Origin of the sequence: Nocardioides sp. Root151 (assembly GCF_001427925.1) — a bacterium.
Lineage (GTDB): Bacteria > Actinomycetota > Actinomycetes > Propionibacteriales > Nocardioidaceae > Nocardioides.
This window is the reverse complement of sequence record NZ_LMGG01000007.1, coordinates 869,099-893,856: the sequence shown is the minus strand read 5'-3', so window position 1 is coordinate 893,856 and position 24,758 is coordinate 869,099. Positions and strand designations below refer to the sequence as shown.

Sequence of the window (24,758 nt, the reverse complement as noted above, 5' to 3'; positions counted from 1 at the left end):
CGGGACCACGGCCGCGTGCTTGAAGAGCTCACGCCGAGCGCCGGCAGGTCAGCACGCCGAGAGTTGCAGTTTGCACCTCTCGGAGCGGCCCACACGTACAAACTGCAACTCTCGCGGCCTGCTTCTGGAGAACCAGAACCCACTCAGGGCTGCGGGTGGCCGAACCGACCCTTCTGGAAGTCCTCGTAGGCCTGCATCACCTCGGCCTTGGTGTTCATCACGAACGGGCCGGCCCAGGCCAGCGCCTCACCGATGGGGCGGCCTCCGACGATGATCACGTCGAGCGCCGGCGTACGACTCTCCTGTCGCTCGGCACCGGTGACAGTGACGTAGTCCCCCGCCCCGAGCACGGCCGCCTGCCCCATCTGCACCGGATGCGCGTCGATGCCGACGGAACCGTGGCCACCGAGCACGTAGGCCAACGCGTTGAACTCCACCGGCCAGGGCAGGTCGAGCCGGGCACCGGGCTCGATCGTGGCGTGGACCAGCGTCATCGGGGTGTACGTCGCCCCGGGTCCACCCTGCCCGTCGACCTCGCCGGCGATGATGCGCACCAGGGCGCCGGCGTCCTGCGAGGTGGCCAGCGCGACAGTGCTGGCGCGCAGGTCCTGGTACTTCGGGGGCGTCATCTTGGCGTCCTTGGGCAGGTTCACCCAGAGCTGGATGCCGTGGAACAGGCCACCCTTGACGACCAGCCACTCGGGCGGTGCCTCGATGTGCAGGATGCCACCGCCGGCCGTCATCCACTGGGTGTCGCCGTTGGTGATCGTGCCGCCGCCACCGTGACTGTCCTGGTGGTCGAACTGGCCGTCGATGATGTAGGTGACGGTCTCGAAGCCGCGGTGCGGGTGCCACGACGTCCCCTTCGGCTCCCCCGGCGCGTAGTCGACCTCGCCCATCTGGTCCATCATGATGAACGGGTCGAGCTGTCGCATGTCGATGCCCGCGAATGCGCGACGTACGGGGAATCCCTCACCCTCGTAGCCCTGCGGCGCGGTGGACACGGAGGTCACCGGACGCGGCTGGTCGCCCAGGCCGGGGCCCTTGATGCGGTGCAGGACGGTGAGGTCGTCGACGGTGACGGCAGGCATGTCTCCACGGTAGTCCGACTTTGCAGGCAGGTCACCGCCCCGCCGTACCTCACCGTGGTTTCGACCCGCCGGTCCGTCTTCCTCAACCCGCCGCGCCACGCCGCGTGCTCCTGCGTCGTACGCGGCTAGTCTCGGCGCATGACTTCAGCCAGCAGCAGGTCGTCGTACGACGTGGTCATCGTCGGTGGCGGCCACAACGGACTCACCGCCGCGGCGTACCTGGCCCGCGCCGGACTGTCGACGCTCGTGCTCGAGAGGCTGCCGGCCACCGGGGGTGCCGCCGTCTCCAAGGTCGCGTTCAGCGGTCACGACACCCGACTGTCGCGCTACTCCTACCTGGTCTCGCTGATGCCGCAGGAGCTGGTCAGCGACCTGGGCCTCTCCCTCGACCTGCGCTCGCGCACCACCGCGTCGTACACGCCCTGGCTGCGCGACGGTCGCGCCGGCGGCCTGCTCGCCGAGCGGCCCGAGGGCAAGGCCACCCGCAAGTCGTTCAAGAAGCTGACCGGCTCGCACGACGAGTACGACGCGTGGTGCAGGTTCTACGCCGACATCGGCACGCTGGCCGCCGCGATCTCACCCACGTTGCTCCAACCGTTGCAGAAGGAGTCCGCACTGGCGGCGGGCGTGGACGCCGACCTGTGGCGCGAGTTCACCAAGGAGCCTCTCGGCGCCTCGGTCGAGCGACGCTTCACCGACGACACCGTGCGCGGCGTGGTGGCGACCGACGGGCTGATCGGCACGTTCGCCGACCTGCACGACCCGTCGCTGATCCAGAACCGCTGCTTCCTCTACCACCTGATCGGCAACGGGGACGGCGAGTGGCGGGTGCCCGTGGGCGGCATGGGCGCGGTCACCGACGCCCTCTTGAAGGCGGCCGTCGACGCGGGCGCCGAGGTGCTCACCGGCGCCGGTGTCAGCTCGATCAGGAGCGACGGCACCACCGGCGAGGTCACCTGGCACGACGGCAAGGCGCACCACACGGTGACGGCCGGCCACGTCCTCGCCAACGTCGCGCCGTGGGTGCTGCGCATCCTGCTCGGTGAGGAGCCGGAGCCGGAGACCAAGCCGGTCGGCGCCCAGCTGAAGATCAACTTCCTGCTCGACCGACTGCCCGAGCTCAGGTCGGGCATGGATCCTGCGGTCGCGTTCGCCGGCACCCTGCACCTGTCGGAGGACTACTCACAGCTGCAGAGGTCATACGCCGAGGCCGCCGCCGGGCAGGTGCCGAGCCAGATGCCGGGCGAGGTCTACTGCCACTCGCTGACCGACCCGTCGATCCTGGGTTCCTTCGAGGGCCACACGCTGACCTACTTCGGGCTGCACACCCCGGCCACGCTCTTCGAGGACCCGCGCAACAAGGACCTCGCCGTCTCACGCGCGTTGGCGTCGCTCAACGAGCACCTGGTCACTCCGATCGAGGAGTGCGTGGCCCTCGACGTCGACGGCAGGCCGTGCATCGAGGCCAAGGTGCCGCAGGACATCGAGGCCGATCTCGCCATGCCCGGCGGGCACATCTTCCACGGCGACCTCGAATGGCCGTGGGCCTCCAACCGGGCGATGCTCGAGACGCCGGCCCAGCAGTGGGGCGTCGCGACCGACATCGAGAACCTGCTGCTCTGCGGCTCGGGTGCACGTCGGGGTGGTGCGGTCTCCGGGCTCGGCGGGCACAACGCCGCACAGACCGTTCTGGCAGCGCGCTGAGGGTCGGCGTACGACAACAATCCACGGCTCGCGCGTCAAGAACCCACGGTTCGCGTCAATCGGGGGTGGGGTCCTCGGCGAGCCAGGCGTGGACGAGGGGTACGACGGACGCGCCCTCACCGCTGGCGGAGGCGACCCGCTTCATCGACCCGTCGCGGATGTCGCCGACCGCGAAGACGCCCGGCACGTTCGTGGCCAGCCCGGGCGGAGGCATGCCGTCGACCCACGTGTCGCGTGAGGTGTTGCGGCCGGTGAGCACGTAGCCGTCGTCGCTGCGGGTGATCACGTCGGGCACCCACTCGCAGTGCGGCTCCGCGCCGAGCAGCAGGAACAACCCGGCTGCTTCACGACGCTCGACCTCGCCCGTGGTGATGCGGTGGATGCCGAGCCACTCCAGGCGACCGTCGCCACCGCCGTCGACGACCTCGGAGGCGGCCTCGACCTGGATCCGCGGGTTGAAGTCGATCTCGCGGATCAGGTAGTCCGACATCGTCTCGGCCAGCCCGGCACGTCGCACCAGGATCGTCACGGACCGCGCGAAGCGGGCCAGGTGCACAGCGGCCTGTCCGGCCGAGTTGCCGCCGCCGACGACGAACACCTCGCGCCCGGTCATCTCGCGCGCGGCGGTCATCGCGGCGCCGTAGAAGACACCGGAGCCGGTCAGCGCCTCGAGGGGCTCGACCCGCAGCTTGCGGTAGCTGACGCCGGTGGCGATCACGACCGCCCGGGCGCGCAGCGTGCCGCCGTCGGTGTGGATGACGTGCGGCTCACCGGCGGCGCCCACGTCGAGGCCGGTCACCGGCCACCCGGTGAAGAAACGGGTGCCGAAGCGGATCGCCTGGCTGCGCGCCCTCTGCGCCAGCCGCATGCCGGAGATGCCCCGCGGGAAGCCGAGGTAGTTGCGGATCATCGAGCTGGTGCCGGCCTGTCCGCCGATCGCCTCGGCCTCGATGACGACCGTGGTCAGGCCCTCCGATGCGCCGTACACCGCGGTCGCGAGGCCGGCCGGTCCGGCGCCGACCACGGCCAGGTCGACCACCGTGTCGACGTCGATGTCGGCCGGCTGCCCGTAGATCGTGATCGCCAGGTCATGCACCGACCGGACCGTCACGGGCGCCCGGTCGAAGGCGTCGACCAGCGGGTACGCCGGCTCGCCGTCGAGCCCCGCGACGACTGCAGCGCCGACCTGGTCCTCAGGAGAGAAGGTGCGATTGGGCAGGCCCATGCGGTCGAGGAAGTCGCGCAGGGACAGCACCAGCGAGTCGACGTACGGCGTCACGATGCGCACGACCGCGACCTCGGGAGCAGCGACCGTCGAGCCCCAGTCGGAGAGCAGCTCGGTGACCGCGGTGTGGAACTCCTCGTCGCGGACCCCGCGCGGCATCAGGAGATACGCGTCGTACTTGCCGGCGGCGAGTCCTCCGCGCAGGGCGTCGGCGTCGAGGCGGAACCGCTCCCAGTGCGCGGCCACCAGCCGGCGTGCGGTCGGCACGACGGCGCGCCACCGCCCGAACGCGGCCATCACGCTGGCGTCGGGGAGCACCGACTCGCTGACGAACATTGCCACCTGTCCCCCGGCGGCGCAGACCTGCTCCGCGACCTTCTCGGCCTCGGCGGCGGTCGTGGCCTGTCGCAGGTCGTAGTCGCGGGCGTAGCGGCCGAACTCATCGACCAGGAAGTCACAGCGGGTCTCGGAGACGAGCAGGATCACCGGGCGGGCAGCGTCGTTCACGGGGTGAGCCTAGCGCCACTGTTGTCTTTTGTCTTTTTGTCTGTCACACTGTTCTGGCAAGACAAGATCTTGCACCTCCACCAGTCAGATGCGAGAAAGGTAGATGCAGATGACTCCCACGATCCGAATTGACCACGAGGTCTACGCATTGCTCCAGGAACAGGCCAAGCCGTTCGTGGACACCCCCAACGCCGTACTCCGCCGCCTGCTCGAGCTGCCCGAGGCACCCGAGCCCGAGCGTGGCCCCCGCCGTGGCGGCCACCCACGCGGACACGGCCGACACGACGGTGAGCGCGGCCCGCGCCGCAACCGTCTCTCCCTGCTCGTCGAGTCCGGCGCCCTCACTCCGGGCGACCGCCTGGTGTGGTCGCGCCCCCGCTCCGGCGAGGAGTTCCACGCCACGATCACCGACGACGGTCAGATCAGGCTCGACGACGACACCCTGCACGACTCCCCCTCGGGCGCCGGCAAGGCGCTCAACGGGTACGACGCCAACGGCTGGACCAACTGGCGCATCGAACGCACCGGCGACAGCCTGCGCGATGCCTGGATGGCCCTGCGCGAGGAGCGGCCACAGGGTCGCGGTCGCGCGCGGGGCGAGGGCCGGTCGCGCGGCGAAGGGCGGTCGCGGGGCGAAGGTCGCGGCCGGCGTGCCGGGACCGGGCGCGGCGGCGACGAGTCAGGCGAGCCCACCGACACCACCGACGACTGACGCCGGGCGACCACGATCGTGCACGTGCACGATCCGGGTCGCTCGACGTGCGACAAGAACGCAGAAGGCCGGATCCCGAGGGATCCGGCCTTCTGGCTTGTACGGCATCAGGGACTCGAACCCCGAACCCGCTGATTAAGAGTCAGCTGCTCTGCCAATTGAGCTAATGCCGCTTGCGCGAGAGAAACTTTAGCAGCCGGTGACCCCACAGAAAAATCGAGACGAGCCCGGTTCGGTGTGGGCTCCGGCACCCTCGTCGCCGGAGTCGCCGAGAGTCGCGATTCGTACCAACCCAGCGCCTCGAGTGGTACGAATCGCGACTCTCGCTGAGGGCGCGACGCGTGCCGGAAACTCGTGCGCGCGCCAGTCGCCGGCCCTAGGCTCAGGCTCATGGCAGCCACCTCGGATCGCTCCGCCAGCGCCTGGCACCTGCTGACCGCGGTCGTGACGACCGCGGCGCTCGTGCTCCAGCTCGTGCTGATCGTGCAGGGCAACGCGGTGCTCGACGAGACCGAGCAACCGGACCTCGGGACTCGCCTGATCCGGTTCGTCAGCTACCTGACGATCTGGAGCAACGCACTGGTCGCGTGGTCCTCGGCCACCCTCGTGAGGGACCCGTTCCGTGACGGCGGGCCCGCCTGGAGAGCGCTGCGACTGAATGCGGTCGTGCTCTGCCTCGGTGGCGGCATCGTGCACTTCTTCCTGCTCCGCCCGATCCTCGACCTCGGCGGCGCCGACTGGCTGGCCGACAAGCTGCTGCACGTCGTGGTGCCCCTCCTGGCCACCATCGGCTGGCTGGCGTTCGGACCACGCGGCCGCATCGGGCGCCTCGTGCCGTTCCTGGTGCTGCCGGTGTTCTGGCTGGTCTACACGCTGGTGCGCGGACCGTTCGCGAACTGGTACCCCTATCCGTTCATCGACGTCGACGAGCACGGGTACGCCGTCGTACTGGCCAACTGCGCGGGTGTCACCGTGCTGATGCTGGCGCTCTTCGCGGGCGCGTCGTGGCTCGACCGGCGACTACCGGTCAGGCCCGCCCAGGAGCGGGAGCCGGCTCAGAGGTAGAGGCCGGTCGACTCGTCGGCCAGCCGGTCGGCGGCGACGGCGTGGACGTCGCGCTCACGCATCACGACGTACACCTCGCCGTTGACCTCGACCTCGGCCTTCTCCTCCGGGTCGAAGAGCACCCGGTCGCCGATCTCGACGGCACGGGCGTGCGGGCCGACTCCGACGACCTTCGACCACGCCAGTCGACGACCACCCATCGCCGCGGTGGCGGGGATGACGATGCCGCCGGAGGAACGTCGTTCGCCGGCGTCCTTGTCGAGTTCGACCAGGATGCGGTCGTGCAGCATCTTGATCGGGGTCTTGTCACTCACGGGTCAGTTGACGACCTTGCGGATCACGCCGAACAGGACGATGACGCCGACCACGCCGCCGACGACCTTGAGGATGTTGTCGGTGCGCGGGGCGCCGGTGTTCACGTCGACGAAGTGCGCCTTCACCGAGGCCACCTCGCGGCTGACGATCGTCTTGGGGTGCGCACGGTAGGCGAGCTGGTCGATGGTCTTGGCAAGCCGCTCCCGCGTCTGCTCGATCTCGCTCTCGATCGAGCTGATCTCGTTCGCCACGATCAATCTCCTGGTTCGTCCGCCGAAAGGTTTGGATGCAGCTGGTGCGTCAGTGGGGAACGTTACCAATGCTGCGCGGGTCGAAGCCGAACGGGAGTTCCAGTCGGTTCGCCGCCATCAGCGCGTCGTCGGTCAGCACGTCGTACGTCGCACCGTCGGCGGCGACCACACCTCCGTGGAGCACGACGGAGCGCGAGCACAACTCGAGGGCATACGGCAGGTCGTGGGTGACCATCAGCACCGTCACGTCGAGCGAGCGCAGGATGTCGGCGAGCTCGCGGCGCGAGGCCGGGTCGAGGTTGGACGACGGCTCGTCGAGCACGAGGATCTCGGGCTCCATCGCCAGCACGGTCGCCACCGCCACCCGCCGACGCTGGCCGAACGAGAGGTGGTGCGGCGGCCGGTCGACGAACTCGGCCATCCCGACCCGCTCGAGCGCCTCCATCACCACGGCGTCGAGGGCGGCGCCCTTGATGCCCTGGTTGGCCGGGCCGAACGCGACGTCCTGGCGCACCGTCGGCATGAACAGCTGGTCGTCGGGGTCCTGGAAGACGATGCCGACGCGTCGCCGGATCTCCTTGAGGTTCTTCTGCTCGACCGGCATGCCGCTGACCGCCACCGATCCGGCGCCGGCAGTCAGGATGCCGTTGAGGTGGAGCACCAGCGTGGTCTTGCCGGCACCGTTGGGGCCGAGCAGGGCGACCCGCTCGCCGCGGTGCACGTGCAGGTCGACGCCGAACAGCGCCTGGTGGCCGTCGGGATAGGCGAACGCGAGGCCGCGTACGTCGAGCACGGGGGTGGCCATCAGGGCATCCGTCCGTCGTAGCCGCGCGACAGCATCGCGAGGTGGACACGCTCACCGCGCTCGTAGGAGCGGATGAACAACGCCCCGAGGGTGCGGGCCAGCATCGGCCAGTGCCGCGGTGAGCGCGGGTCGCAGCCACGGGATCGCATGCCGGTGACCATACGGCGCAGCTCGTCGGTGACCACGTCGAGGTAGCGGATCATGAAGCTCATGATCGAGACGATCTGGTCGGGCATCCGCAGCGTGCGCAGGCCGCGGAGCAGGTCGACGGGTTCGGTGGTGGCGGCCAGGGTCAGTGAGGCGACCACGCCGAGGGTGGCCTTGGCCAGGAAGCCGCCGGCCGCGACGAGGCCCGGCTCGGAGACGCTGACGCCGAGCACGTCGATGCGCGGACCGGTGGCGATGAACGGCATCAGCACCGCGAAGAACACGAACGGCACCTCGACCACCATGCGTCGTGCGATGTAGAGCAGCGGCACCCGCGAGGTCAGGATCACCGTCACCAGGACGAGCGCGTAGCCACCGAAGGCGGCGTACCAGTGGTGCGGCGTGGCCACGACGGTGAGCATGAAGGCCAGCAGCGCGACGAGCTTCCAGTGCGCGGGCGCGCGGTGGATCGGGCTGTGGCCGTGGAAGAAGAGCCGGTGCCCGTGCCCGGCACCCATCGCGTCAGGCCTCGTCGCCGGTGCGGTCGCCGGAGCGGCGGCGTACGACGAGGAAGAGTCCGCCGGCCAGGACGAGCACGGTCAGCGTGCCGACCACGCCGGCCAGCCCGCCACTGAGTCGCGCGTTGTCGACGCCCTTGACGCCGTAGTCGGCGAAGGGGCTGTCGGAGGTGGCGGAGTCCTTGGCGGAGTCGCCGAACCCGGTCTTGGCCGCGACGTATTCGAGCCCGTCGGGGTGGGAGCTGGCGTAGTAGCTGCCCACACCCGCCACCAGCAGGGAGACGAGGAGGAACACGGCGAAGAACTTGCGGGACTTCATGCGACTGCCTTACGGATCTCGAGCTCACGGTCGGCGAGGAGGTGGCGGGCGCCGTACACCAGGTCGGGCCTGGACGCGACGACGGAGCCGACCACGAGGGCGGTGATGACGGCCTCGCCGATGCCGATCACGACGTGCCAGCCGACCATCGCGACCAGCACCTTGCCCGAGTCGACCGGTGCGGTGCCGCCGATGACGAACAGGGCGGTGAAGGCCAGGGCCGCGGTTGGCACACTGACCAGGGCCGCGACGGCGGCGGCGGGCGCGACCATCGACCTGCGTTTGGGCAGCACGGAGAGGACGCCGCGGAAGACCAGCCAGCCGGCGACGACGCCGACGATGCCCATCAGCGTGATGTTGGTGCCGAGTGCGGTCACGCCACCGTCGGCCATCAGCAGGGCCTGCACGAGGAGTACGACGCTCAGGCACAGCACGGCCGTGAACGGGCCGGCCAGCACCGCGGCGAGCACGCCGCCGAGGAGGTGTCCGCTGGTGCCGCCGGCGACCGGGAAGTTGATCATCTGGGCCGCGAACACGAACGTGGCGACCAGGCCGGCGAGCGGGGCGGTACGGTCATCGAGTTCCTTGCGCGCCCCCCGCAGGGCGACGGCCACACCGGCCGCGGCCACGACACCGGTCGCGATCGACGTGGGAGCGTCGAGGAATCCATCAGGTACGTGCATACTGCGCAGCCTACGTTATTGCACATGGTGTGCAACAACTGTCCGAACGGTCAGGAGGACCCCTACCTTGAGCGAGCAGCGCCTCTCCCCCGGAGACCCCGCACCCGACTTCACCCTCACGTCCGACACCGGCGACCAGGTCTCCCTGGCCGACCTGCGCGGCCGCAAGGTGATCGTCTACTTCTACCCGGCCGCGATGACGCCGGGCTGCACCAAGCAAGCCTGCGACTTCACCGACTCGCTCGACTCCCTCAAGGCGGCGGGCTACGAGGTGCTCGGCATCTCGCCCGACAAGCCGGAGAAGCTCGCGAAGTTCCGCGAGCGCGACGGGCTGACCATCACCCTGCTCTCCGACCCCGACAAGTCGGTGCTGTCGGCGTACGCCGCATTCGGTGAGAAGAAGCTCTACGGCAAGGTCGTGCAGGGCGTGATCCGCTCGACCTTCGTGATCGACGAGGGCGGCAACGTCGAGGTAGCGCAGTACAACGTCAAGGCCACCGGCCACGTGGCGAAGCTGCGTCGCGACCTCGCCCTCGACTGAGTTCTCGCGCACCCACGGTCCTAGACTCTCGGGGCCGGCCGGAGTGGTGGAATTGGCAGACACGCAGGTTTTAGGTACCTGTGCCCTAGGGCGTGGGGGTTCAAGTCCCCCCTCCGGCACCAGCAAGACTTCCCAGGAGATGCAGTGAGCAGAGACCCCTATGCGCGGCCGGGCTGGCTGCGCTTCGGGGTGATCGGGCCAGTGCTCGCACTGCTGGTGGTGATCGGGCTCCTGGTCGCCAACCTGACCGAGGACTCCTCGGACTCCCCTGACGAGATCAGTCAGTCGACCTCTCCGACCGTCACCCCTGAGCGGCCTGCCGATGCCGAGATCATCGAGGGACGTGGCTACAGCTATGCGCTGCCCGACGAGTGGACCGACCAGACCGAGGCCCTGCGCACCGAGGGGGGATTGCCCACCACGGACACCGGCGCTGTCTGGGGAGATGACCTGGACGACCTGTTGGCCAACGTGATCGTGCAGTTGGGCGACACCACCGACGAGACCGACCTCGAGTCGCTCCGCTCCACGTGGGAGGCCGGCCTCGCCTCGGGCGACCACGCCCGGACCGAGGTCCCGGCCACGAGCATCGGCGGGTACGACGCGATCGGCGTACGCCTCGAAGAGTCCAACGCACGCGGCAAGCGGGTGGCCTCGACGGCGTACCTCGTCGTCGTTGACGAGCAGACCTACACGATCGTGCTGAGCACGCCGCCGAGCTACGAGGACGACGCCCTCGCTGCCTTCACGACGATCCTGGACAGCTGGGCCTGGGCCTGATTCCGGTCCGCCCGGTCTGCTTTGTCCCTATAGTCCGGGCATGGACTCCGCGCTGACCACGATCGGCCTGCCCCTCGCCCTCGGCATCATCATGTTCGGGCTCGGCCTCGACCTGACCATTGCGGACTTCAAGCGGATCGGCCGCAACCCCAAGGCGGTGGCGATCGCGCTGGCCTGCCAGTTGCTGCTCCTGCCGGCCGTGTGCTTCGGGCTCGTGCTCGCCTTCGACCTGCCGGCCCTGCTCGCCATCGGCATGCTGCTGCTGGCCGCCTCCCCCGGTGGTACGACGGCCAACCTGTTCAGCCACCTGTTCCGCGGAGACGTGGCGCTGAACATCTCGCTGACGGCGATCAACTCGATCATCTCGATCGTCACCCTGCCGTTGATCACCAACCTCGCGATCGACCACTACGACAAGGGCGACAGCATCTCGATGCCGATCGGCGAGGTCGTGCAGGTGTTCGCGATCGTGCTGATCCCGGTCGGCATCGGCATGCTGGTGCGCGACAGGAAGCCGTCCTTCGCGGCCGCCATGGACAAGCCGGTGCGGGTCGCCTCCGCGATCATCCTCGCCGCACTGGTGCTCGCCATCCTCGTCGACCAGCGCGACAACGTGGTCGACTACCTCGGCGACGTCGGGCTGGTGGCCGCACTGTTCTGCGCGATCAGCCTGCTCACCGGCTACTTCGTGCCCCGGGCGTTCGGCGTGATCGAACGCCAGGCGATCGCCTCGTCGATGGAGATCGGGGTGCACAACGGCACCCTGGCGATCTTCGTCGCGGTCGAGATCCTCGAGAGCACGGAGGCGTCGGTCCCGGCCGCGGTCTACTCGATCGTGATGTTCGTCCTCGCGACGCTGTGGGGCCTCACGCTGGTGCGGCTGCTCCGTCGCGACGAGCCGGTCAGCGCCCCGACAGCACGCGGCTGACCAACGGTGCGATCTCGCGCAACGCCTTGCCCCGGTGGGAGATCGCGTCCTTCTCCTCGCGTGACAGCTCGGCGGTCGTGACGTCGTACCCGTCGGCGGTGAAGAGCACGTCGTAGCCGAAGCCGCCGGTCCCGCGCACCTCGCGCAGGATGTGGCCGTCCATGCGGCCGTGCACCACGTGCTGGTCGACCTTGCCGTCGCCGACCGGGTGGCACAGCGCCACCGCGCAGGTGAAGAAGGCCGTACGTCGAGCGTCCGGCACGTCCTCCAACTGCGCCAGCAGCAGCTCGTTGTTGCGCGCATCGGACTTCGGCGGGCCCGACCAACGCGCCGACAGCACGCCGGGCATGCCGTTCAACGCGTCGACGCAGAGCCCGGAGTCGTCGGCCAGTGACGGCAGGCCGGTGGCCTCGACCCCTGCCCGCGCCTTCAGGAGTGCGTTGCCCTCGAACGTCGGCTGGTCCTCGACCGGTTCGTCGTACGCCGGCACGTCGTCGAGGCCCAGCACACGGATGTCGGGGATCAGCGGCGCGAGGATGCGCTGCATCTCCTCCAGCTTCTTCGCGTTGCGCGAGGCGAGGAAGACCTCAGGCACGTTGCCGCTCCACCGCCAGCGCCTCGGTCTGCAGACGGGTGAGGTCGGCGCAGCCCTTCTCGCCGAGGCCGAGCAGCGCGTCGAGCTCGGCGCGGTTGAACGGGGCGCCCTCGGCGGTGCCCTGCACCTCGATGAAGGAGCCGGTGCCGGTCATCACGATGTTCATGTCGGTCTCGGCGCGCACGTCCTCCTCGTAGGGCAGGTCGAGCCGCGGCACGCCGTCGATGATGCCGACGCTGACCGCGGCGACAGAACCGGTCAGGGCACCGGTCACACCGAGGTGTGCGCAGGCGTCGGCCAGGGCGACGTACGCCCCGGTGATCGCGGCGGTGCGGGTGCCGCCGTCGGCCTGGAGCACGTCGCAGTCGAGCTGGATGGTGTTCTCACCGAGCGCCTTGTAGTCGATGACCGCGCGCAGCGACCGGCCGATCAGGCGGGAGATCTCGTGGGTGCGGCCGCCGATGCGGCCCTTGACCGACTCGCGGTCGGAACGCGTGTTCGTCGAGGCCGGCAGCATCGCGTATTCGGCGGTCACCCAGCCCAGGCCCGAGCCCTTGCGCCACCGCGGCACGCCCTCGGAGGCGGAGGCGGCACACAGCACGCGGGTGCGGCCGAACTCGACCAGCACCGATCCGGCCGGGTGGTCCAGCCAGTCACGGGTGATCTTGATGGGGCGGAGTTCGTCGTCGGCACGGCCGTCAGCTCGGGTCATGGGTCGAGCGTAACGAGGCCGGGCCCGACCACCGGCACGGCGGGTGCGGCAGGCCGTTGCGTGCGCGGCTCGACCAGCGCCCTCCGCACCGCCCACGGCCCGAGGTCGCGGGCCCGTCGACCGATCCAGGGCGCGCCCTCGGTGACCATCCAGGCGAGGTCGGAGCGCCAGTTCGGGAGGAACAGTCCGTCGCTCGTCGCGGACGGCAGCTCGAAATCGAGTCCGTGCTCGAGCAGTCCGGCACCGAACGCACGGGCCAGTGCACGGTGGCCCAGCTCCGAGGGGTGCAGCCGGTCGACCGACCAGAAGACGCGTTCGTGGGTCTGCGGGAGGGCAGCCAGGTCGACCCGCACCCCGTCGTACGTCTCGTGGATCTCGTCGTAGATCGCGTTGACCGCCTCGATCCGTCGCCACAGCGCGCGGCGCAGCACGCCGGGCAGCCCGAAGATCGCACCGTGGTCGTGGAATCGCGCGGTCAGCAGCAGCGCGCCCGAGCCGTGCAGGGCGTCGGCGCACTCGAAGAGCTCGGCCCGCATCCGCGGCGGGTGCCACGTGGAGCGCATGGTGTCGTTGATGCCGACCACCAGGGAGGCGACGTCGGGTTGGTGGGCCAGTGCGGCTCGCAGCTGCCCGTCGCGTACGTCGGTCGCGGTCGCGCCCGAGACGGCGAGGTTGCAGAACGAGATGTCGTGCCCGGAGTCCATGGCGGTGGCCAGCAGGCGGGCCCAGCCACGCCAGCCGTCCGGCACCGGGTCACCGATGCCGTGAGTCGTCGAGTCACCCAGCGCCGCGAACCGCACGTAGGACCGCATGCCTCCAGCGTGGGGTCCCCCGGTACGACGAACCGGCGTCGCCGCGTCACGTCCGGCAACACTGCATGAACAGCCTGCCCGCCGGTTCACCGAAATGACCGGAACCGGTCTCCCCCCGTTTCGGGAGACCGGCTCCGGTCAGATCGAGGTGGCGCCTACTTGATCTCGGCGCGCAGGATGCGCCAGACGCCGATCGCCAGCGGCAGGGCGATCCAGAGAAGCACTCCGGTGCCGATCTGCGCCCACTCCTCGCCAGAGAGGCCGTCCGACTCGAAGAGCCGCGTCGAGGAGGTCGACAGGTCGAACCAGAGCAGCTTCTCCTGGGCGGAGGTCCAGATCGCGGTCACGATGCTGACCACCATCGGCACCGCGAAGTAGGACACGATCGCGAAGGCGCTGTTGAGCAGTGCGGCACCGAAGGCGTAGCCCCAGACCGCGCCGATCACGAGAGCCAGGATCGAGCGCGAGAGCCAGCCGACGGAGACACCGTCCCAGCCGTCCGGGGCCCCGCTGATCGGGGTCAGCACCGTGGCGATCAGCACCGCCACCGCGAAGGCAGCGAGCACGAACACGATCGCCGCAGCGAGCTTCGCGACCAGCACCCGGCCACGGTGCGGCACCAGGCTGAAGGTGACCAGTCCTGTGCGCTGGCCCCATTCTTGGGTGACCAGCAGCACCGCCAGCACCGGCAGCAGGATGCCCTGGGGCATGCCGGAGAACTGGAGGAAGTCGTTGAACGTGAGGTCGTCGGGTCCCCAGATCAGGAAGGCGGCGTTGATGATCACCGTCACGGCGGCGATCACGATCAGCAGCCACAGGCCGGCCTTGGTGTCGGTCATCTTGCGGATCTCGACGCCGACCAGACGCAGGAACGAGGGCCGGTGGCTGTCGGAGATGTCGATGTAGCCGGGGTCTCCGGCCTGGACGGGGGCGGTTGCCGTGCTCACTTCTGGCCTCCTTCGGTGTAGGTCTCGCGCTGGGTCTCGGCAGTGAGCTCGAGGAAGAGGTCTTCGAGGCCGCCGTCGGCCAGTTTCAGCTCGACGAGGGTGATCTGGTGCTCGGCGGCGACCTTGCCGACCTGCACGGGCTCGGCGTCGGTGCGGAAGCCGTCGGCGACCGGCGCGGCCTGGATGCCGTTGTCGGCAAGGGCCTTGACCAGCTGGTCGGCCTCGAGGGCACGGAAGAAGGTGCCGCTGTCGCGCAGCAGCTCCTCCGGCGTCCCCTGGGCGACGATCTCGCCCCGGCCGATCATCACCAGCTCGTCGGCGATCATCTGGACCTCGTGGAGCAGGTGGCTCGACAGGAGCACCGTGCCGCCACGGTCGGCGTACCCCTTGAGCAGACCGCGCATCCAGCGGATACCGGCCGGATCGAGACCGTTGGCGGGTTCGTCGAGGATCAGCACCGACGGGTCACCCATCAGCGCGTTCGCGATACCGAGCCGCTGCCGCATGCCGAGGGAGTAGTTCTTCACCCGGCGCTTGGCCTCGCTGTCGGTCAACGAGACCAGGTGGAGCATCTCGTCGACGCGCGAGGCGGGCAGGCCCATCGTCGCGGCGCTCAGCGCGAGCACCTCGCGGCCGGTGCGGCCGGCGTGCTGCGCCGAGGCGTCGAGAAGCACGCCGACATGGCGGCCCGGGTTGGGGATGTCCATGTAGTCGTGTCCGCCGATGGTGACCGAGCCGGCGTCGGCCTTGGTGAGGCCGACCATCATCCGCATGCTCGTGCTCTTGCCTGCGCCGTTCGGGCCCAGGAAGCCGGTGACGCGTCCGGGTTGGGACACGAAACTGATGTCGTTGACGGCGGTGAAGTCGCCGTACTTCTTGGTGAGGTTCTCGACCTTGATCATGACGACAAGTCAACCGGTCCAGGCCGCTGCGCACATCGGCCCACAGGATGCTTCCGACGCGACCAAAGTAGGGGGCGTCGCCGACGCGGGACGGATCCTCAGCGCACTCGTCTGGGCCTAGGGTTGACGAGTGCCCGCCTCCCCCGACCTCTACCAGCCGCCGCTGACCAAGTGGTCGTCGTTCTGGCGGTACGTCGGTGTGCTGGCGATCAGCGCCCTGGCCTGGAGCCCGTACCTCGCGTTCCAGTGGCGCGAGCAGCGGATCCTGTTCTGGGTCGACCTCGTCGTGGGCCTGGTCTCCTACCTGCTGCTGCACCTGCGGCGCAGGTATCCCCTGGCCATCGCCCTGATCACCAATGCGCTCGCCTCGGTCTCCGGCGTCGCGGGTGGGCCGGCCACCCTGGCCACCGTGTCCATGGCCACCCGCCGTCGACTGCGCGAACTGGTGCCGGTGGGGGTCGTGGGCCTGGCGGCCGCCCAGTTCTACTCGGTGTCGCAGCCGTCGTACGACGACGACCCGTACTGGCTCAACCTCACCGTCAACACCGTGTTCGTCGCCGCCACACTGGCGTGGGGCATGTTCATCGGCTCGCGTCGGGAGCTGCTGTGGACGCTGCGCGACCGCGCCGAACGGGCCGAGGACGAGCGCGACCTGCGTGTGGGCAAGGCGCGTGGCGACGAGCGTGCCCGCATCGCCCGCGAGATGCACGACGTGCTGGCCCACCGCATCTCACAGGTCTCCATGCAGTCCGGTGCGCTGGCCTTCCGCACGGACCTCACCGCCGACGAGATGCGCGCCACCGCATCGGTCGTCCAGGAACAGGCCAACCAGGCGCTGATCGACCTGCGCGCCGTGCTCGGCGTGCTCCGCGACCCCGGCACCGGCGACCTGCTCGACCGTCCGCAACCGACGTACGACGACGTGGCCGAGCTGATCGAGGACGCCCGCGAGTCGGGCATGCACATCGAGTACGCCGCACACGTGGACGACGGCGACGTGCCGACCGCGGCGGGCCGCACCATCTACCGCATCGTCCAGGAAGGGCTGACCAACGCCCGCAAGCACGCACCGGGCACCACCGTGTTCGTCGACCTGGCCGGCACCCCCGACGAGGGCATCGACGTGCGCATCCGCAACCCGATCGGCTTCGGCACCAACGCATCGGCGCCCGGAGCGGGACTCGGCCTGGTCGGACTGACCGAACGCGCCGAGCTCGGCGGCGGACGGCTCACGTTCCGCAAGGACGGCTCGATGTTCCTGTTGCAGGCTTGGATACCGTGGTCCGCGTGATCCGGGTTCTCATCGTCGACGACGATCCGTTGGTGCGGTCCGCACTGACCCTGATGCTCGGCGGCCAGGCCGACATCGAGGTGATCGGCGAGGCCGAGAACGGCCGCCTCGGCGTCGCCATGGCCCGACGCGAACGCCCCGACGTCGTGCTGATGGACATCCGCATGCCGGTGCTCAGCGGGCTCGAGGCCACCCGCGAGCTGCACGCCGACCCGTCGCCGCCGCGGGTGATCGTGCTGACCACGTTCGACGCCGACGACCACGTGGTCGGCGCCCTGGCCGCGGGCGCCGACGGCTTCGTGCTCAAGGACACCCCGCCACCGGAGATCGTCGCCGCGATCCGCAAGGTGGCCGACGGCGAGCCGATGCTCTCCCCCTCGGCCACGGCGACCCTGATCCGCCAGGTGCGGTCCGACGCCCCCGACGGTCGCGCCGAGGCAGCCCAGATCCGGGTGGCCACGCTGACCGACCGCGAACGTGAGGTGGCCGTGGCCGTCGGTCGCGGGCTCAGCAACGCAGACATCGCCGGCGAGCTCTACCTCTCGGTCCCGACCGTCAAGGCGCACGTCTCCCGGCTCTTCGACAAGCTGGGCGCGACCAACCGGGTGCAGATCGCGATCTGCGTGCACGACGCCGGCCTGGTCTGAGCCTCGGCCGTACGCCGCGCGCGTCAGGTCGCCTCGGCCGAGCGGCGAGCGGCGAGCGGCGAGCGGCGACCGCGCGGGCGACCACGATCGTGCAGGTGTTGCGTTGTGACACACGAATCGCCGAAAAGGCGACCACGATCATGCACGTGCACGATCCGGGTCAGCGCCCGCGAGGCCGGCGGTCGTCACTCAGGTCTCAGCGTCCGGGAAAGTTTGGGCGCCAGTCGTCGGAGAGCCGGCGCGGCAGGCCCGGCAGTCGACGCGACCGCAGCAGCCGGACGATGCGTCCCAGGGTGCGCTCCGGCCTCTTGAAGATGTCGGCGGCCACGATCACCAGGATGCGCCAATGGTCGTCGTCGATCGCCTCGCGCCGCTCGAGGTCTGCCTCCCACTGGTCGATGCGCTCGATGTGGTGGCGCCCGTCGTACTCGATGATCACCCGCACCTCCGGATAGCTGAGGTCGTAGCGCCGCACCACCTCACCGTCGACCGTGCGCAGCGACAGGTTGACCTGCGGCTCGGGCAGTCCGGCCAGGACGATCAGCAGGCGCAGACGGGTCTCCATCGGCGAGTCCACGCGGTCGCGCACGAGGCTGGCGGCGTGACGTGCCTTGGCGGCATACGGCAGCTGCGCGGTCTCGCAGAAGTTGACCAGGTCGGCCAGCGTGACCCGACCAGTGCGCACCAGGTTGTCGCCGACGACCACCAGATCGACGAGCGGCAGCAGGGATGAGAGCTCGACGAACATCTGTGCGTGTGCGGAGACCCGGATGCCGTCGCGCACGATCACCTTGGCCTGCGAGACCACGTGGCAGACGATCCCGGGCCGTGGTCGACGCAGGTTCGGATGCAGGACGGTGACGTGTTCGTCGGGCAGGGTCGGGATGGGTACGCCGTGCATCCGGGCCGCCGAGGTGTGACTGAGGAACGACTGTTCGGGGTCGAACACGCACCAGGCGGCTTCGGCGTGCACGCGGGGAGTCACCACCACCGAGGCGTCGATGAGCACCGACCGGAAGATGCGCCGGAAGCGCGAGCCGCGCAACTGGCGCGGGGAAATGCCCGCGGCGAGGGCGTCCGCCCGGGTGAAGGGACGACGGGTGTCGAGGTCGGAGTCGGTTGCCGTGGTCGCGGCGCCAGTGCCAGTCGTCGATTTCATCCCGGCAGCATGTCGCGATTCGAGGTGCCCTGCCGGCGTCATCCACAGGGCCGGTGCTCAGCCCTTCGGGCGGGCAGCCGGTGCCGCTGGTTCGAGCGTGCACCGGTGGACGGGCACGGCACGCGTCCGTCGAGCGACCACGATCATGCAGGTGTCGAGTTGTGACACGCATTCCGGTGAAAGGGCGACCCGGATCATGCACGTGCACGATCCGGGTCAGGCGGCGCCGCGCAGCCAGCGAGCGACGGTCGTTCGGCTCAGACCTCGTACGTCGCGCCGGTGTGGGCCAGGTCGAGCGGGCCCTCCCAGATCGACTTCGCCTCGGCGTACGCGATCTGCTTGTCGTGCCACGGCGGGATGTGGGTGAGCACGAGGTGGGCGGCGCCGGCGCGCTGGGCGAGCTCGGCGACCTCGACCCCGGTGAGGTGCAGGTCCTCGGGGTTCTCGTCGCCGTCGCAGAACGCGGCCTCGGCCAGCAGCAGGTCGGCACCGTCGGCGGCGCGGTCGAGTCCGTCGCACGGGCCGCAGTCACCGGTGTAGACCAGCAGCCGGTCGTTGCTGGTGACGCGCAGGGAGTACGCCGGCACCGGGTGCACGACCTCCACGGCCTGGACGGTGAACGGCCCGAACTCGAAAGACGTGGTGGGGTACTCGCGGAAGTCGAACTCCTCGTGCATGCCAGGGTCGAGCGGCAGGTCGTAGGAGACCGACAGCCGGTCCGCCGTACCGGCCGGTCCCCAGACCGGGATCTGCGGCTGGGCTCCGAGGGGGTGGTACTTGCGCATCACGTAGTAGCCGCAGAGGTCCATGAAGTGGTCGGCGTGCAGGTGGCTGAGCAGGACCGCGTCGATGGTCAGCGGGTCGACATGGTTGTGCAGCTCGCCGAGCGCGCCGTTGCCGAGGTCGAGCAGGATCCGCCAGGTGCGACCCTCGAACTGTTCTTCCACCAGGTAGCAGCTGGCCGGCGAGTCAGGACCCGGGTAGGAGCCGGAGCAGCCGATGACGGTGAGCTTCATCCGCGCACCCCCACGAACTGGCTGGCCACGTGCAGCTCCGGGCCGAGGAACCGGCGACCGATCGTCTCGAAGTCGCCGGGGTTGCCGGTGGTCACGAAGCGGTACGACGGCTCGCCCGAGGCGCGCACCAGGTTGTTGCGGACCAGCAGCTTGTAGACGTCCTTTGCGCACTCCTCGGCGCTGCTGACCAGGGTGACCTGGTCGCCCATCACGTAGGAGATGACGCCGGTGAGCAGGGGGTAGTGGGTGCAGCCCAGGATCAACGTGTCGATGCCCTCGGAGACCAGCGGGTCGAGGTAGTCGTGGGCGTGCGAGATCAGGTCGTCGCCGGCGGTGATGCCCTGCTCGACGAAGTCGACGAACTGCGGGCACGCGCGGGTGAACAGCTCGACGTGCGGTGCGGCGGCGAACGCGTCGTCGTAGGCCAGCGAGTCGGCGGTCGCGCGGGTGCAGATCACGCCGATCCGGCCGGTGCGGCTGGCCGCCACGGCACGACGGGCGGCCGGGTAGATCACCTCGACCACGGGAACGTCGTAGCGCTCGCGGGCGTCGCGGAGCATCGCGGCGCTGGCGCTGTTGCAGGCGATGACCAGTGCCTTCACGCCCTGGTCGACGAGGTGGTCGAGGCACTCGAGCGCATACTCGCGGACCTCGCCGATCGGCTTGGGACCGTAGGGCTGGCGTGCGGTGTCGCCGACGTACAGGATCGATTCGTGGGGCAACTGGTCGATCACTGAGCGGGCAACGGTCAGTCCGCCGAAGCCCGAGTCGAAGATGCCTATGGGTCGCTCCACCATGATCGAACAATCTAGACGGATCCCCCGACGATTGCTGCCAATGGCGATCCACATCACCAATGGCGCGGGTCACGTGGGGGTTAGGGTCGTGCCGTGCTCTTCTCTCGGAACGCCCGCACCGCCCTCGCGACGACCCTGCTCCTGCTCCTCCCGACGGCCGCCTGTGCCGGTCACGAGTCGGCCGGATCGAACGGATCGGCCGACTCCGGGGACTCCATCGCGCTGCGCCAGGCGCCCCAGAGGGCCGCCGCCGGGCGCGCCACCAACCCCACGCACTACGTGCTGGCCATCTCCGTCGACGGCCTGAACGCCGAGGCCCTCGACACGTTGGGCAAGGCCGGTACGCCGAACTTCCACCGCATGATGGAGAACGGCGCCGCGACCAGCAACGCGCGCACCGAGTTCGAGCGCACGCTCACCCTGCCGAACCACACCGGCATGATCACCGGACGGCGCGTCTCGCGGTCGAGTGGCGGTCACGGCGTCGACTTCAACGACGACAACCACCGCACCGTCCAGCAGGCGGCCGGCCACCCGGTCGCGTCGGTGTTCAGCGTGTTCCACAACCACGACCTCAGCACCGCCCTGTTCGCGTCGAAGCAGAAGTTCGCGATCTTCAAGCGGTCGTGGCCGGGTGCCGTCGACCGGTTCACCGTCAACCTCGACAACCGTGAGCTGGTGCGGTCGGTGCGTGCCGACCTGGTCGCGCACCCGCGCGCCTTCACGTTCCTGCATCTCTCCCGCCCCGACGACGTCGGCCACGCGAAGGGCTTCATGTCCCCCGCCTACATGCAGGCGGTCAAGGCCACCGACCAGCGCCTGGGCGAGCTCATCCACACGATCAACACCCACCCGGAGCTGCTCGAGCACCTCACCGTGGTGCTCACCGCCGACCACGGTGGCGAGGGCCCCAACGGGCACAGCGACATCAGGTCGTTCGCGAACTACCGGGTGCCGTTCGTGGTCTGGGGCGCCGGCGTGAAGCGGGGCGCCCGGCTCTACGACCTGAACCGGGCGTTCGCCACTCCCGGCTTCGCGCGACCGACGTACGCCGCCGCCAAGCAGCCGATCCGCAACGCTGACGTGGCCAACCTGTCGACCAGCCTGGTCGACCTCGGCCCGGTGCCCGGCAGCGAGCTCAACTTCGACCAGGCCCTGCTCACGCGCTAGGACAACGCCCAGATCGGCGAGGACCAGGCCATCTCCCCGTCGGTCTGGAAGACCCGCGTGTAGTAGAAGGCATTGTCCGCGAAGTCGTCGGTCCAGGTCAGGTCGGCCTCGCGGGCACCGAGCGAGGCCAACCCACCGACGCCTGGCTGCAGCCGCAGGTGGCCCGGACCTCCCGCAACCTCCCAGGCTCGCCCTTCGGCCAGCGTCGCGTGCAGTGCCGCCAGCTCGACCGTCGCTCCGCGACCCTGGACGCCGAGGCGGATCACGGCGGTCGGCGGCCCCACGAAGGTGACCTCGACACCGCCACGCTGGGCGCCGTACGGCTCCCCGAAGCTGCGGGTCTCGGCCTCCCAGTGAAGGCTCGTGTCGGTCACCGCGGTCACCTCCGGACCCACGTGCGAGGTCTGGACGACGGCGCCGTCGGTGACCTGCACCGAGCCGCTCCAGGTCGTGGTGACGTCGGCGCCACCCCACTCCACGCGGAGCGGGACGGTCAACCAACCGTCGGGGAGACCGAGGTCTGGTGTGACCTGATGGACCACCTCGCCGTTGCGGATGATGTCGATCCGGGCCAGATCGGTGTAACCCGCGGCGTGGATGGTGAAGGTGCGCTCGGCCCCGGCCGGCGCCTCCTCCCCCATGAAGGTCTCACCCATACGGACGTCGAGGAGGACGTCGCGGGTGGTGGCCGCGAAGGTACGCCGCTCGTGGAGCGCCTCGAAGACGTCGGCCCGCTGGAGCGAACCGGAGAAGGCCCCGACATAGCTGGCGCCGTGGCCGTGGTCGGAGGAGGCGATCAGACCGAACTTGTGGCCACGCTTGAGGCCGTCGAGCGCGAAGGTGCCCTGACGGGTGCCGTCGGCGTACTGACGGAAGCAGCCGTCGGACTCGTAGTTGCCGCGGCAGGCCTGGAAGACCTCGACGAGCCGACTGAACCGCGGGTCGTGGTAGTCCCAGTCGTTGTTGACCATCGCCGCGCCGGGATGGTGCGGAATCGTGATCGCCGGGAACTCCGGGTGCTCTGCCAACGCCGCCCACAGCCCGTCGGGGTCGGTGGTGCCGTCGGCGAAGGCGGAGAAGATCGGTGCGCCCCGCTCGACGTCACCGAAGATGACGTTCTGGTGGCCCGAGTCGGCCGACGTCCACTCGAAGCCGTAGAGCGGGACGAATCGGCCGGGGATGTGGAACAGGTCGGCGATCTTCTGGATCGACCACCACTGGTAGTCGCTGGAGTTCTCGGAGTGGTCGGTCACCGCCCAGAAGTCGTAGTCGCAGACGTCCCACGCGTAGCGGTAGAAGTCCTCCAGCGAGGGTTCGTCGCCGGCGGTGCAGCGGCTCACCAACGAGTGCCGATGCAGGTCACCCCAGTAGAGCGTGAGCTCGCGGTCGCCGACCGAGGTGACGTATCGCTCCTTCGGCACCCCGGAGACCCAGCGCCTCGCTTCGGTGCGGAGGTCCTCCACGAGCACCTGCCGGACCGGCACCAGCTCGGCGAGCCGCTCCGCGGTCGGCACCGGGCCGCCCGCGGCCAGCTGGGCGGTGACCACCGTGCCGAGCCCGTGGATGCCGTGCCAGATCACCGAGCCGTGGTGCTCGAGCAGGTAGGGGCATTCGCGGCCGCCGAACCCTTCGGTCCACTGCAGCGCACGCTCGAGCCGGGCGTCGGTCTGGGCGACCATGACCGCGCCGCCGGGCACGGCGGCGACGCTGACCTCTTCGAGCGGCCCGTCGGTGTCGTTGAACGTGGAGGGCACCGACCAACCCACGGCGGTGAGGGCCTGGCTGGCAACCTCCCAGTAGTAGGTCATCAGGGGCAGCTGGCGGTGGATCCGGTAGCACACGGTGAGGCCGCCGTCATCGGTCGGCACGAGCCGCGGGAGTCCCGCAGGAACGACGTTGAGCCGGGGCGCGAGGTCTCCGGGTGGCTGGCGCAGCCCGTCGTCGGCGACGTTGACGACCCGGATCGAGGCGGCCACCTCCGGCAGCAGCTCGGGCGGGACGCTGTCGCCGGGTTCCCGCATGCCGTCGAGCTGACCGGGGTGGCTGTCCAGTGTGTCGACCGGCCGGAGCCTGGTCGGTCCGCTGCCCCCGTGCCCGGAGACGGTGATCACGTCGAAGGCGCACCACAGCTGCTGGTCGGCAGTGACCGCGAGGTGCGGGTGCAGGGCGTAGTCGTCGCCGGAGGTGAGATCGACGGTCTCGTGGAGGCGCCCGTCCGCGTCACGACGCCGTACGACGACCCGGTAGGCGCCGTCGCGGTACTCCGACCAGCCATGGGCCGTCGACCCGTCGTCGAACGCGGCGACGGTCGGGTCCCAGACGTTGGCCGTGACCCCGTCGGTCACGAGATCGACGGGCGACCAGGACCCGCTCTCGAGGGTGCGGTGGAAGATGCCGAACCGGTCCTCGTTGCGGCCCTGCCAGACCAGGTGCAGCCGACCGAGCGAGTCGGTGACCACTTCCTGGTTGAACGCAGGCTGCTCGGCGCCGCTGACCAGGCTCGGGTCGGTCCAGGAGCCGCCGACCATGGTGGTTGCCCAGACCCCGACCAGGCCGTCGACCCGTGCACCGTAGAACACCCACGGTGCGCCGTCGTCCGCGATGACTGCGGTGGGCCGGAAGACGTCGACGATCCCGGCGGACACGACATCCTCACGGGTCCCACCGCCGGCCTGTCGGAAGACGGTGCGCACGATGTCACCCCGGTCGGGGATCCACTCGATCCAGGCGGTGAGGCTGGCGCCGTCCGCTCCGGTCGCGAGCGTCGGACGGGCGGCATGTCGTGAACCCTCGACGACGTCGACCTCGTGGCGGGTGTGCCCCGTGATCTGCGGCGCACTGGCCAGCAGCTCGCCCGCCTTGGCGATGACCCTCGGGATCTGTCCCTGCCCTTCGTCGACCCACATGTAGCGCAGCGGGTCGGGGTCGAGGTACCGCTCGGTCTCGAGGGTGTCGAGGCTGGCCTTGATCGCGTCGGCCATGCGCCGGTTGAAGGCGAGGACCAGGTCGAGGTCGGCCTGCTGTTGCGGCGTGTAGTCGCCGGCGGAGTGGTCGAGTCCGCCGCACATCGCGGCGTGGCTGTGCCCGTGCCCGTGTCCGTGGCCGACGTCGCTCGACAC

General features: G+C 69.8%; 26 protein-coding genes and 2 tRNA genes. 10 read left to right on the top strand and 18 right to left on the bottom strand.

Annotation, left to right across the window (positions count from 1 at the left end; genetic code table 11):
• Positions 1-143: 143 nt before the first annotated feature.
• Positions 144-1,091, bottom strand: coding sequence for a pirin family protein (locus ASD66_RS21795; RefSeq protein ID WP_056675511.1), 948 nt, complete (start codon positions 1,089-1,091; stop codon positions 144-146).
• 138 nt (positions 1,092-1,229) lie between these two features.
• Here ASD66_RS21795 and ASD66_RS21790 point away from each other — a divergent pair, with 138 nt between their 5' ends.
• Entirely contained in the window at positions 1,230-2,795 is a 1,566-nt protein-coding gene (locus ASD66_RS21790) for a phytoene desaturase family protein (protein WP_056892205.1), read from the top strand.
• Between the two features lie 55 nt (positions 2,796-2,850).
• Here ASD66_RS21790 and ASD66_RS21785 read toward each other — a convergent pair whose 3' ends face one another.
• Positions 2,851-4,527 carry an FAD-dependent oxidoreductase gene (locus ASD66_RS21785; RefSeq protein ID WP_056892204.1) on the bottom strand — a complete coding sequence of 559 codons (1,677 nt, stop codon included), beginning with the start codon at positions 4,525-4,527 and terminating at the stop codon, positions 2,851-2,853.
• Between the two features lie 109 nt (positions 4,528-4,636).
• Between ASD66_RS21785 and ASD66_RS21780 the strand changes: the two genes are divergently transcribed.
• On the top strand, positions 4,637-5,239 hold the full coding sequence (locus ASD66_RS21780) for a DUF4357 domain-containing protein (RefSeq protein WP_162250905.1): 603 nt from the start codon (positions 4,637-4,639) through the stop codon (positions 5,237-5,239).
• A gap of 100 nt (positions 5,240-5,339) precedes the next feature.
• On the opposite strand, the gene ASD66_RS21775 is transcribed toward ASD66_RS21780, so the two are convergent.
• Positions 5,340-5,412 (bottom strand) — tRNA-Lys (locus ASD66_RS21775).
• Between the two features lie 217 nt (positions 5,413-5,629).
• Between ASD66_RS21775 and ASD66_RS21770 the strand changes: the two genes are divergently transcribed.
• Entirely contained in the window at positions 5,630-6,304 is a 675-nt protein-coding gene (locus ASD66_RS21770) for a Pr6Pr family membrane protein (RefSeq protein WP_056892203.1), read from the top strand.
• Here the strand turns inward: ASD66_RS21770 and ASD66_RS21765 are convergent.
• From ASD66_RS21765 to ASD66_RS21740, 6 genes are read right to left on the bottom strand one after another with little or no spacing between them, the layout of a single operon-like run.
• The gene (locus ASD66_RS21765) at positions 6,295-6,594 is read right to left on the bottom strand and encodes a GroES family chaperonin (RefSeq protein WP_056679029.1); all 300 of its coding nucleotides are present in this window, start codon (positions 6,592-6,594) and stop codon (positions 6,295-6,297) included. The two genes, ASD66_RS21770 and ASD66_RS21765, sit on opposite strands and share 10 nt — an antisense overlap.
• A 27-nt stretch (positions 6,595-6,621) precedes the next feature.
• On the bottom strand, positions 6,622-6,870 hold the full coding sequence (locus tag ASD66_RS21760) for a DUF3618 domain-containing protein (RefSeq protein WP_235530192.1): 249 nt from the start codon (positions 6,868-6,870) through the stop codon (positions 6,622-6,624).
• 49 nt (positions 6,871-6,919) lie between these two features.
• Positions 6,920-7,675, bottom strand: coding sequence for an energy-coupling factor ABC transporter ATP-binding protein (locus ASD66_RS21755; RefSeq protein WP_056675495.1), 756 nt, complete (start codon positions 7,673-7,675; stop codon positions 6,920-6,922).
• Entirely contained in the window at positions 7,675-8,340 is a 666-nt protein-coding gene (gene cbiQ / locus ASD66_RS21750; protein ID WP_056675492.1) for a cobalt ECF transporter T component CbiQ, read from the bottom strand. The genes ASD66_RS21755 and cbiQ overlap by 1 nt, the downstream gene beginning before the upstream one ends.
• A gap of 4 nt (positions 8,341-8,344) precedes the next feature.
• A complete protein-coding gene (locus tag ASD66_RS25070; RefSeq protein ID WP_056675488.1) occupies positions 8,345-8,659 on the bottom strand; it encodes a PDGLE domain-containing protein in 315 nt (104 codons plus the stop codon).
• Positions 8,656-9,342, bottom strand: coding sequence for an energy-coupling factor ABC transporter permease (locus ASD66_RS21740; RefSeq protein ID WP_056675485.1), 687 nt, complete (start codon positions 9,340-9,342; stop codon positions 8,656-8,658). Before ASD66_RS21740 ends, ASD66_RS25070 begins: the two co-directional genes overlap by 4 nt.
• 67 nt (positions 9,343-9,409) lie before the next feature.
• Here ASD66_RS21740 and bcp point away from each other — a divergent pair, with 67 nt between their 5' ends.
• The 4 genes from bcp to ASD66_RS21720 all read left to right on the top strand — a co-directional run bounded on the left by bcp (position 9,410) and on the right by ASD66_RS21720 (position 11,591).
• The gene (gene bcp, locus ASD66_RS21735; protein WP_056675482.1) at positions 9,410-9,883 is read left to right on the top strand and encodes a thioredoxin-dependent thiol peroxidase; all 474 of its coding nucleotides are present in this window, start codon (positions 9,410-9,412) and stop codon (positions 9,881-9,883) included.
• A 37-nt stretch (positions 9,884-9,920) separates the two neighbouring features.
• Positions 9,921-10,005 (top strand) — tRNA-Leu (locus ASD66_RS21730).
• 22 nt (positions 10,006-10,027) lie between these two features.
• Positions 10,028-10,663, top strand: a complete 636-nt coding sequence (locus tag ASD66_RS21725; protein WP_056892202.1) for a hypothetical protein — start codon at positions 10,028-10,030, stop codon at positions 10,661-10,663.
• Positions 10,664-10,703: 40 nt separating this feature from the next.
• A complete protein-coding gene (locus ASD66_RS21720; RefSeq protein WP_056892201.1) occupies positions 10,704-11,591 on the top strand; it encodes a bile acid:sodium symporter family protein in 888 nt (295 codons plus the stop codon).
• Here ASD66_RS21720 and rdgB read toward each other — a convergent pair.
• The 5 genes from rdgB to ASD66_RS21695 form a co-directional block, all read right to left on the bottom strand.
• On the bottom strand, positions 11,566-12,186 hold the full coding sequence (rdgB, locus tag ASD66_RS21715) for an RdgB/HAM1 family non-canonical purine NTP pyrophosphatase (protein WP_056675473.1): 621 nt from the start codon (positions 12,184-12,186) through the stop codon (positions 11,566-11,568). The genes ASD66_RS21720 and rdgB overlap by 26 nt on opposite strands.
• Positions 12,179-12,898 (bottom strand): ribonuclease PH, encoded by a 720-nt coding sequence (gene rph, locus ASD66_RS21710; protein ID WP_056675469.1) that lies wholly within the window; start codon positions 12,896-12,898, stop codon positions 12,179-12,181. Before rph ends, rdgB begins: the two co-directional genes overlap by 8 nt.
• Positions 12,895-13,710, bottom strand: coding sequence for an SGNH/GDSL hydrolase family protein (locus ASD66_RS21705; RefSeq protein WP_056892200.1), 816 nt, complete (start codon positions 13,708-13,710; stop codon positions 12,895-12,897). The genes rph and ASD66_RS21705 overlap by 4 nt, the downstream gene beginning before the upstream one ends.
• Before the next feature lie 155 nt (positions 13,711-13,865).
• The gene (locus ASD66_RS21700; RefSeq protein WP_056892199.1) at positions 13,866-14,657 is read right to left on the bottom strand and encodes an ABC transporter permease; all 792 of its coding nucleotides are present in this window, start codon (positions 14,655-14,657) and stop codon (positions 13,866-13,868) included.
• Entirely contained in the window at positions 14,654-15,559 is a 906-nt protein-coding gene (locus tag ASD66_RS21695) for an ABC transporter ATP-binding protein (RefSeq protein WP_056892198.1), read from the bottom strand. The genes ASD66_RS21700 and ASD66_RS21695 overlap by 4 nt, the downstream gene beginning before the upstream one ends.
• 130 nt (positions 15,560-15,689) lie before the next feature.
• Here ASD66_RS21695 and ASD66_RS21690 point away from each other — a divergent pair, with 130 nt between their 5' ends.
• Together ASD66_RS21690 and ASD66_RS21685 are read left to right on the top strand one after the other, a co-directional pair.
• On the top strand, positions 15,690-16,850 hold the full coding sequence (locus ASD66_RS21690) for a sensor histidine kinase (RefSeq protein WP_056892197.1): 1,161 nt from the start codon (positions 15,690-15,692) through the stop codon (positions 16,848-16,850).
• Positions 16,847-17,497: a response regulator gene (locus tag ASD66_RS21685; protein ID WP_200950145.1), complete on the top strand. Its 651-nt coding sequence runs from the start codon at positions 16,847-16,849 to the stop codon at positions 17,495-17,497. Before ASD66_RS21690 ends, ASD66_RS21685 begins: the two co-directional genes overlap by 4 nt.
• 196 nt (positions 17,498-17,693) lie before the next feature.
• Here the strand turns inward: ASD66_RS21685 and ASD66_RS21680 are convergent, their stop codons facing one another.
• The 3 genes from ASD66_RS21680 to murI all read right to left on the bottom strand — a co-directional run bounded on the left by ASD66_RS21680 (position 17,694) and on the right by murI (position 20,469).
• Entirely contained in the window at positions 17,694-18,656 is a 963-nt protein-coding gene (locus ASD66_RS21680; RefSeq protein ID WP_156388842.1) for a hypothetical protein, read from the bottom strand.
• A gap of 257 nt (positions 18,657-18,913) precedes the next feature.
• Complete coding sequence (locus ASD66_RS21675) at positions 18,914-19,672, bottom strand: MBL fold metallo-hydrolase (RefSeq protein ID WP_056675432.1); 759 nt, start codon at positions 19,670-19,672, stop codon at positions 18,914-18,916.
• A complete protein-coding gene (gene murI / locus ASD66_RS21670; RefSeq protein WP_056892196.1) occupies positions 19,669-20,469 on the bottom strand; it encodes a glutamate racemase in 801 nt (266 codons plus the stop codon). Before murI ends, ASD66_RS21675 begins: the two co-directional genes overlap by 4 nt.
• 93 nt (positions 20,470-20,562) lie before the next feature.
• Here murI and ASD66_RS21665 point away from each other — a divergent pair, with 93 nt between their 5' ends.
• Complete coding sequence (locus ASD66_RS21665; RefSeq protein WP_056892195.1) at positions 20,563-21,639, top strand: alkaline phosphatase family protein; 1,077 nt, start codon at positions 20,563-20,565, stop codon at positions 21,637-21,639.
• Here ASD66_RS21665 and ASD66_RS21660 read toward each other — a convergent pair.
• Positions 21,636-24,758, bottom strand: coding sequence for a DUF3604 domain-containing protein (locus ASD66_RS21660; RefSeq protein ID WP_156388841.1), 3,123 nt, complete (start codon positions 24,756-24,758; stop codon positions 21,636-21,638). The genes ASD66_RS21665 and ASD66_RS21660 overlap by 4 nt on opposite strands.

Bases quoted from the DNA above. Each gene is read 5' to 3' on its own strand.
- ASD66_RS21705 (WP_056892200.1), bottom strand. From the start codon at position 13,710: ATGCGGTCCTACGTGCGGTTCGCGGCGCTGGGTGACTCGACGACTCAC.
- ASD66_RS21695 (WP_056892198.1), bottom strand. From the start codon at position 15,559: ATGATCAAGGTCGAGAACCTCACCAAGAAGTACGGCGACTTCACCGCC.
- ASD66_RS21770 (WP_056892203.1), top strand. From the start codon at position 5,630: ATGGCAGCCACCTCGGATCGCTCCGCCAGCGCCTGGCACCTGCTGACC.
- ASD66_RS25070 (WP_056675488.1), bottom strand. From the start codon at position 8,659: ATGAAGTCCCGCAAGTTCTTCGCCGTGTTCCTCCTCGTCTCCCTGCTG.
- ASD66_RS21675 (WP_056675432.1), bottom strand. From the start codon at position 19,672: ATGAAGCTCACCGTCATCGGCTGCTCCGGCTCCTACCCGGGTCCTGAC.
- ASD66_RS21765 (WP_056679029.1), bottom strand. From the start codon at position 6,594: ATGCTGCACGACCGCATCCTGGTCGAACTCGACAAGGACGCCGGCGAA.
- ASD66_RS21740 (WP_056675485.1), bottom strand. From the start codon at position 9,342: ATGCACGTACCTGATGGATTCCTCGACGCTCCCACGTCGATCGCGACC.
- ASD66_RS21680 (WP_156388842.1), bottom strand. From the start codon at position 18,656: ATGAAATCGACGACTGGCACTGGCGCCGCGACCACGGCAACCGACTCC.
- murI (WP_056892196.1), bottom strand. From the start codon at position 20,469: ATGGTGGAGCGACCCATAGGCATCTTCGACTCGGGCTTCGGCGGACTG.
- rph (WP_056675469.1), bottom strand. From the start codon at position 12,898: ATGACCCGAGCTGACGGCCGTGCCGACGACGAACTCCGCCCCATCAAG.
- ASD66_RS21720 (WP_056892201.1), top strand. From the start codon at position 10,704: ATGGACTCCGCGCTGACCACGATCGGCCTGCCCCTCGCCCTCGGCATC.
- ASD66_RS21755 (WP_056675495.1), bottom strand. From the start codon at position 7,675: ATGGCCACCCCCGTGCTCGACGTACGCGGCCTCGCGTTCGCCTATCCC.
- cbiQ (WP_056675492.1), bottom strand. From the start codon at position 8,340: ATGGGTGCCGGGCACGGGCACCGGCTCTTCTTCCACGGCCACAGCCCG.
- ASD66_RS21780 (WP_162250905.1), top strand. From the start codon at position 4,637: ATGACTCCCACGATCCGAATTGACCACGAGGTCTACGCATTGCTCCAG.
- ASD66_RS21790 (WP_056892205.1), top strand. From the start codon at position 1,230: ATGACTTCAGCCAGCAGCAGGTCGTCGTACGACGTGGTCATCGTCGGT.
- ASD66_RS21795 (WP_056675511.1), bottom strand. From the start codon at position 1,091: ATGCCTGCCGTCACCGTCGACGACCTCACCGTCCTGCACCGCATCAAG.